General features: G+C 45.1%; 4 protein-coding genes. All 4 read right to left on the reverse strand.

Translation table 11 applies throughout. The annotated features are described in order from the left end of the window. On the reverse strand, nucleotides 1–802 hold an 802-nt coding region (locus F6K52_RS27140; protein ID WP_293085697.1), incomplete at its 3' end, for a transposase. A 116-nt stretch (nucleotides 803–918) separates the two neighbouring features. After that, nucleotides 919–5,724, reverse strand: a complete 4,806-nt coding sequence (locus F6K52_RS27145; RefSeq protein ID WP_293085700.1) for an SdrD B-like domain-containing protein — start codon at nucleotides 5,722–5,724, stop codon at nucleotides 919–921. Between the two features lie 734 nt (nucleotides 5,725–6,458). Further along, nucleotides 6,459–6,635, reverse strand: a complete 177-nt coding sequence (locus F6K52_RS27150; protein ID WP_293085703.1) for a hypothetical protein — start codon at nucleotides 6,633–6,635, stop codon at nucleotides 6,459–6,461. A gap of 16 nt (nucleotides 6,636–6,651) precedes the next feature. Beyond that, on the reverse strand, nucleotides 6,652–8,779 hold a 2,128-nt coding region (locus F6K52_RS27155; RefSeq protein ID WP_293085706.1), incomplete at its 5' end, for an SdrD B-like domain-containing protein.

Here is an 8,779-nt window from a genome sequence, read left to right on the forward strand (position 1 = left end):
TCCAATCTTTACGGCAATTGGCTACATACTCGTGTAGTTTTGCTACCTTTTTTTGTGCGCGCCTCCAATTGTTCGAGCCTATAGGTTTCCTGGAAACACGCTTTTGCAGTAATTTCAGCTTGCGTTCGGCATCACCCAGGAACCTCGGACGCTTGATTAAAAGACCACTAGAAGTAGCAAGAAAACTAGTTAATCCTACATCAATTCCTACTGCTTCACCATGGGGTATTGGTTGAGGTAAATCAACATTCCATTGAATGGTTAGCATGACATACCAACCGGAAACCCGTTTGACTATACGAGCTTGCTTGATTTGAGCATCATTAGGCATTTCTCGTGACTGACGGAATTTTACCCAACCAATTACAGGCAATTTCACTAACCCATGTTCTAATCTTTTTCCTGTCATTTGAGGAAAAACAAAAGACCTCATTCTGCCTTTTTTCTTGAACCGGGGGAATCCAGCGTTACGCTCCCACATGTTGGTGAAAGCTGTTTCAACTCTTTTTAAAGTTTGCTGCAACACTTGAGATTGGATCTTCTTGAGTTCCAGGTGCTGTTTTTTGGCAGCCGTCAAAGATTTACACTGACTTGCATAGGTAGGACGCGGTGTGTCAGCAGGAATGATGTAGCAACTATGGAGGCTGCAAGCATTAATCTGACAACTACGAGATTTGTACCAATCTTTCCTTTCTGCTAAAGCGTAGTTGTATACCAAGCGAGTTATCTCAAGCCACTCATCAAAGATTTTTGATTGTTGTTTGGTAGGTTTAAGCTTGAACTCGTAGGTGAGATTAAACATTTGCTTTTCCTCCTTGCCTTCTATAATAGCGATTATATTATCTACCGTCAATACGAAAGATAATAAAAGCCGTCGTTATAGGACGGGGCTTTAAACCCAAAATTTTTGGTAACAGTTTACTTCACTAGAGCCCGGAATCTGATAAACCCATAGGAATTTGGCGGTTCTCCTGGTGCCGTAGCTTGGGGCACATCTCCCACTTCCACCACCACAACTCCATTTTGGTTGACAGGTACATTACATGCTGCAGGTACTGACGTTCCTGGTGAGTAATAGCGACCGCGATCGCTATCGGGGATATTACTCAGATAGATGTTCGGTTCAGCTAAACCACTGCTGGGTAAAGGATCAGTACTCTCGAACAAAGCAATCCCGACATCACTAGCTGGATTCCCAGCAGTTTGATTGAAGGCATCCGGAATAAAAGTAGTTTCTGCCGGAACTCGGTCACAGATACGCAGGCTCTTGGCGTAATTGCTACCATTGGAAAGGAAGTACACAGTATATTCCAACTCATCCCCTGGCATCACTGTTCCAGAGTTAATTAATCCCCGCAGATAGACATTGGGATTGGGCCAGTTAGGATCATTATCGTCAGGAGCGCGTTCGCTTCCGACATGATTGTCAGTACCAGGACTATCAATACCATCAACAAAAGATGAGCCAGATGTTGGTAACGATTCCCAAACATTACTGTCTTTGCGCTTAATAGCGGTAATACGTTTGACCAGTATTACGTTGGGTAAGTTTGCATCAAATCCAAAGTTAATGTCACCCACAGCAGTAGTAGTCACCTCAATCGGTATATCATTAGAGGTTCCTAACATAAACTCATCCGGGATCTCAGGATCGTTGGTATCGACTTGGACAATGTATTTCCCTGCCCTTAAGCTGGTGAATCTGTAATTGCCACTACTATTAGTATCAGTAAAAGCTTGTTGGGTATCACCAGCATCAATAACATCATTATTGTTAACGTCTTCGTACAGTACTACCTTAATGTTCACAGGTAGAGTAGATTCACCATTGTCAAAAGTATCGTTTTGGGGATTGTTGTCTTGGTAGAGAGTACCTGATATTTCAGCAGTAGATGTAATTGGAAGGGCAATCATCCCCACATCGAGGTCTCGTTTGTCTTCCGATTCAGCCAGAGCAAACACTTCGGTATATCCAGTATTAGGGTCAGCATCAGAATCAATCGTGTCATCATTGCCCACATTTTGGAAACCAATTTCATAGTCAGATGGGGCAATAAACTCTAAGAAATAGTTTCCTGCTTCTAAGCCAGAAAAGGAGTAAAAACCAGGATTACCAGCCACATCGTTGGTAGTCACTGTAGTTTGAAGTAGATTATCGTCTCCGCCACCAGGTTGACCATCAACACCTGGGTTATAAACGTTGACCGTCACACCATTGAGACCCAATTCACCAAGGTTTTGGAGTCCATCACTATTATTATCAATCCAGACAAAATCCCCTAAGATCGGCTGAGGTACTATCCCTGCATCTACATCCTGGTTACTGTCTCCAGCACTGAGAGTAATGTTAGCTGTTTGTCCAGTAGGATCAGCATCGGAGTCGAGAGTGTCATCACCCTGGTCTTGGGGAGAGAAGGCATGACTAGGGGGTGCAATGAATCTTACATAATAGGTGCCTGGTATCAAGTCCCGGAAGCGATAGAAACCAGGATTATCATTGGAGTCATTACTGGTTTGGGTCGAGTCGATCAGAGTATTGCTAGTATCATAAAGTTCAACAGTGACGCCATTGACACCAACTTCATCCCCATCTTGAATACCATTGCCATCAATATCCAACCAAACGAAATCACCATTACTAGCGGTAGCTGGGTCTACAGAGGTTAGTCCAGCATCGAAATCACGGGTATCTGTAGTCTGGTTAACACTAAAAACATTTGTCTGTCCAGTATTGGGATCCGCATCGGAGTCAGTGGTCTCATCACCACCCTGGTCTTGAGGAGAGAGATTTAGGTTGTCTGGGGGAATGAATTTAACGAAGTAATCTCCCGCTGGCACGTTCGAAAAAAGGTAAACGCCATCATTACCGGTACCATCGGGAGCAGTTAAGGTAAACCCATAGAAACTATCGTCACTAGTACCAGGTTGACCATCACCCCCGTCTTCCCACAACTCAACCCGCACCCCATTGATTCCCGGTTCACTATTATCTTGAATCCCATTACCATTTTGGTCATCCCAGACCAAGTCTCCAATGATGGCAGGGGTGGGGGGTTGAATCTGAATGCCGACTTTGGGGGGTTCTGCGGGTAACAGAGTAGCTGCAGTACCGGATTGATCCGTTCGTGTAGAGACGAAAGCAAAGGAATTCCAGGCAATCTCACCGTTGGTTGGTGCTCCAGCCGGTGCTCGCATCGGCCAATTGAGGACCACCGACTCTAGGGGGTCGAGAACCAGGTTGCCCAAGTTAAACCTCAGAGCGGTGACCGCACTGGGGTCACTGGGAAAGGTAGTACTCCAGTCATCGACGCAGCCACTAGGCCAATTGAGGTCTTGACCATCACTAGGATTAGGACGGCAAGGATTGGAGTTGGTGGTGTATTCAACCGTAACACCAGGAATCGCCACGGTAACTGGACCAGCTAGATTAGGACGCCATTGGGAACCCCTAGCTGTACTAGTATTAAGCACTTGAGTATCACCAATGGCAGGCAAGATATCAACTACAAGTATATTAGTCATCGGCACCGTCCCTTGATTGGTGATAGTCAGCTGGTAATCGACCTGTCCCCCCGGAACCGTGGTGCCACTAGTGGAGAAACTGGTATTGACTTCACCCTGAACTACTTTTTCTGAATCAAGGGTTGCGAGTCCAGCTATTTCAACGTTTGCTGTTCTTCGACAAATCGTCTCATCAGTGATGCCATCCCCATCCACATCAAAAGTATCCTGACTCCTGCGGTTATTATTGTTACAATCAAACACGCTATCGTTGGACATCACGAAGAATTCATTAGTCAACGAACCTGTAGTTACACCCTGCTCAACCACTGTATCGAAATAGATTCTCAGCCACTGATTCTCTGGTATTTGGGTTCCGGTAAGTTGCCAACGCAGCAAGGTGCGACCGGTGCCGTTGTAGTTGGGAATCGCCTCGAAGTTAATCGGAGCGTCATCAGGCAGAGTAGTTGATCCGACACTATCAAACCTCCACGCACCCCCATAGTCAAGTCCTGCTGGCAGTAAATCGGCATATATGGGATTGACAAAATCTCCGCTAGCGGTTGACTCGTTACGAAACTGTAGCCGAAATTCTATGATGTCACCAGGAGAATAGGGTCCACTACTCGTTTCATCTCTTTTGTTTAAATTTATGATGGCTTTTAACTCGGAGATTTCTGTCTCTTCGCACTGTTCCAGGGGGTTTGTTGGTGAATTGGGCGTCCAAGTCAGTTGGGCACAGTTTTTGATTGTCTCTCCGATCGCTCGGTCAGGCTGAACCTGTACAAACAGTTTTGGTCTATCACTGGCTCTTGTTGTAGGTTCAAAACCTGCTGGTACATTGGTGTACTCGAACTCAACCCCTGTAATGTATTCCCCTGTTCCTAAAGTGATGTCGCTCCCAATGGTGAGGGTGGTATTCTGAGGGTGTGAGGTACCGGCGGTCAAGGGGTTGAGATTAGTTTTGTAGCGGACAATCACATCCCCAGTGTAATTGTTGTATCTACCTGTGCTAATTCTAGTGACCCGCACCTGATCTGAGAGGTTAATCCCATCGTCATTAACTTGATCTAGGTCGTCAGTGACGGTCAGAGTAGTCATCGGTACATTACCACTATTTTTGGGCTCAAGCCGAAACTCAAATTCATTGCCAGGAGCAACCTGACCCGAGAATGATTTAGAATTCAATGTGCCTTCATTGTTCGCGTCTGCAAAACCATGTTCAGCCTGACCATTTAAGTTCAACTGCGTGCCATCAATCAGCTCTCCTGTTGCATTAGCTCGGTTAATTACATTGGAACTAGTAGTATTGAAGGTAGCACTAGGATACTCAACAGAGACCTGTGTTGTAAAACAATTGTTGTTATCATCAAAATCAGCATCGGTGATACTGAGGTTACCCACATTCCAAGTGACAACCCCTGAGTTATGGGTACCCTCATCGGTAGCACTAACAAAACTTGACCCAACTGGAAGAGTATCTTCCAAAACTACATTTTGTAGGTTGATACCACCCTCAAGATTCTGGTCATGGCAAAGCTTAAGCTCATAGGTCACTGGTGCATCAAGAGCCGGATCTCCAGTGCTAGGAATCACCCGATTTTTCTCGAATGTCCAATTGTTTAAGGCAGCGTTTGAATCGACATCAGAGGTAACCGTTAGAGCATTGGAGGTGGGATTCCCGGCATTAGAACTTGTCCCTTCGGCTAGGTTAGTTGCTTGTATATCGTCTACAGTCGTACCAGGGGGAAACTGGACTCGAATCTCCAAGTTTACCGGGGAACCGGCTGGAATTGGTGAATTATACTCAACGGTAGCCAGTCCTGTATCTTCGTCATAGGTCACAGTAGCAGGACGTCCAGGAATGATGGTGACATTGTTAGAAGACCAATCAAGCTGAGCAGGGAGTTGGTCAGTAATCACCACATCCTCGCAGTCTTCATCTCCACTACAGGAGACTCTGATGGTGTAGATAAATTCTTGTCCTGATGGAACTTCTCTAACGATATTACCATCACTATCATTAGCGTCTTTCACCAACTGGAGTTCGGAAACCGCCCATACTGGAGTCGCGTAACCTGCGATCGCACTGACTAACATTACAGTGCCAATCAGTGTCTGGCGAGGAAACTGGCAAGGGAAAATTTTCCCTAAAGGATGAGGTAGGCTTATTGAACCCACATTGGGTGCGATCCCTTGGAGATAGTTCAATAAAGATTTCATGACTGGCCGCGATGAATAATGAGAATTGAGACATTAAGCTAAACACGTTTTTATAGACAAATCCGCTATCGAGAGATTACTCAGACGATAGCAGTTAAAACACAAAGTAACTGAAGCATAAATTAATTTTATGAAAGCACGGTGTGTGCCCAAAATGGATGGGCTGCATCCCTTTTAAGCTTTGCCTAAAACAGATTAAAGCGATGCTCGGTACGAGCCGCTACGCGAACGCACCCTGATTTTTCGCTTGTTTTAACTCATCTTCTTGTGATTTACCTAATCTAGGATTTACTTATTTAAGCTGCTCTGACCTCGATATAATTACTGAAATTTCACAAAAATTTTAAAATTTTCAATCAGTGATATAGGGTTTCTATTGGAGTTGTAAACAGAATCCCTTAGGTAAAGGCATGCATGCAAGAGGCAAAAAGCAAGATTTAATCAACAATATAGGGATTTTTGCCAATGGAAAAAACTATAATCCTTTTTTACAATTCATTTAGAAACCCTATATCGGTGAATTCCACATCACCATGTTTGCGGAAGGAGGCTCTGATAGCAACGGAAGTATAGCACTACAAATTAAAGTTAGGACATTGCTAAAAGCTCAAAAGCTTTTGTAGTAAGCTATTGCCTCTTGCCTCTTGCCTCTTGCCTTGCGCGTAGCGCTATATAGTTTAAGGTCTGTGCTCAAAAAAGTTCCGTGTAAAATTACCAAAAATAAAGCAAGCATGCTATACGTAGCGTGCTTGCTTTATTTGTGAATTGTAGAGAATGATGGGTGATGGTTTGGCCATTGGCGTTTTCTGCACTAGCACTTTTTCGTAAGCACTTTTGCGTACGCTAGCTAGAATTTGCCAGTATTGAGTGTTTCGGCTATCTCCATCTCCCCAAAACGTCCCGTTCACCATTTAAAGGGATAACAGTTTACTTCACTAGAGCCCGGAATCTGATAAACCCATAAGAATTTGGCGGTTCTCCTGGTGCCGTAGCTTGGGGTACATCTCCCACTTCCACCACCACAACTCCATTTTGGTTGACAGGTACATTACATGATGCGGGCACTGAGGTCAGAGGTGAGTAATAGCGACCGCGATCGCTATCGGGGATATTACTCAGATAGATATTCGGCTCAGCTAAACCACTGCTGGGTAAAGGATTGGTACTCTCGAACAAGGCAATCCCGACATCACTAGCTGGATTCCCAGCAGTTTGGTTGAAGGCATCCGGAATAAAAGTAGTTTCTGCCGGAACTCGGTCACAGATACGCAAGCTCTTGGCGTAATTGCTGCCATTGGAGAGGAAGTACACAGTGTATTCCAACTCATCCCCTGGCATCACTGTGCCAGAGTTAATTAATCCCCGCAGATAGACATTGGGATTGGGCCAGTTAGGGTGATTATCGTCAGGAGCGCGTACGCTTCCGACGTGATTATCAGCACCAGGACTATCAATACCATCAACGAAAGGTGAGCCAGATGTAGGTAAAGATTCCCAAACATTACTTTCTTTGCGCTTAATAGCGGTAATACGTTTGACCAGTATCACCTTGGGGAGGCTTTCAACATCAAATCCAAAGTTAACGTCAGTAACAGCAGTAGTAGTCACCTCAATCGGTATATCATTAGAGGTTCCTAACATCAACTCATCCGGGATCTCAGGATCGTTAGTATCGACTTGGACAATATATTTCCCTGGCTCTAAGCTGGTGAAGCTGTAATTGCCACTATCATCAGTATCAGTAGTGGCTTGTTGGGTATCATCAGCATCGATCACATTATTATTGTTTACGTCTTGGTATAGTACTACCGTAATGTTGGCCGGTAGAGTAGATTCACCATTGTCGAAACTATCGTTTTGGGGATTGTCGTCTTGGTAGAGAGTACCGGATACTTCACCAGTAGATGTCACTGGAAGGGCAATCATCCCCACATCCAGGTCTCGTTTGTCTTCCGATGTAGCCAGAGCAAAGACTTCGGTATATCCAGTATTAGGGTCAGCATCAGAATCAATCGTGTCATCATTGCCCACATTTTGGAAACCAATCTCATAGCCAGATGGGGCAATAAACTCTAAGAAATAGTTTCCTGCTGCTAAGCCAGAGAAGGAGTAGAAACCAGGATTCCCAGCCACATCGTTGGTAGTGACTGTAGTGGCGAGTAGAGTATCATCTCCGCCACCAGGTTGACCATCTCCACCAGGGTTATAAACGTTGACCGTCACACCATTGAGACCCAATTCACCAAGGTTTTGGAGTCCATCACCATTATTATCAATCCAGACAAAATCCCCTAAGATCGGCTGAGGTACTATTCCTGCATCTACATCCTGGTTACTGTCTCCAGCACTGAGAGTAATGTTAGCCGTTTGTCCAGTAGCATCAGCATCCGAGTCGAGAGTGTCATCACCTTGGTCTTGGGGAGAGAAAGCATGACTAGGGGGCGCAATGAATTTCACATAATAGGTGCCTGGTGTCAAATCCCGGAAGCGATAGAAACCAGGATTATCATTGAAGTCATTACTGGTTTGGGTCGAGTCGATCAGAGTGTTGCCACTATCATAAAGTTCAACAGTGACGCCATTGACACCAACTTCATCCCCATCTTGAATACCATTGCCATTAATATCTAACCAAACGAAATCACCATTACTAGCGGTAGCTGGGTCTACAGAGGTTAGTCCAGCATCGAAATCACGGGTGTCTGTAGTCTGGTTAACACTAAAAACATTTGTCTGTCCAGTATTGGGATCCGCATCGGAGTCAGCGGTCTCATCACCACCCTGGTCTTGAGGAGAGAGATTCAAGTTGCCTGGGGGAATGAATTTAACGAAGTAATCTCCCGCTGGCACGTTCGAGAAAAGGTAAACGCCATCATTACCGGTACCATCGGGAGCAGTTAAGGTAAACCCATAAAAACTATCGTCACTGGTACCAGGTTGACCATCACCCCCGTCTTCCCACAACTCAACCCGCACCCCATTGATACCCGGTTCACTATTATCTTGAATCCCATTACCGTTTTGGTCATCCCAGACCAAGTCTCCAATGATGGCA

The organism is Moorena sp. SIO3H5 (genome assembly GCF_010692395.1).
In the GTDB taxonomy this organism is placed as follows: domain Bacteria; phylum Cyanobacteriota; class Cyanobacteriia; order Cyanobacteriales; family Coleofasciculaceae; genus Moorena.

What these genes read in the sequence shown, in the direction of transcription:
- F6K52_RS27150 (WP_293085703.1), bottom strand. Translation starts at nt 6,635, where the DNA reads ATGGTGAACGGGACGTTTTGGGGAGATGGAGATAGCCGAAACACTCAA.
- F6K52_RS27145 (WP_293085700.1), bottom strand. Translation starts at nt 5,724, where the DNA reads ATGAAATCTTTATTGAACTATCTCCAAGGGATCGCACCCAATGTGGGT.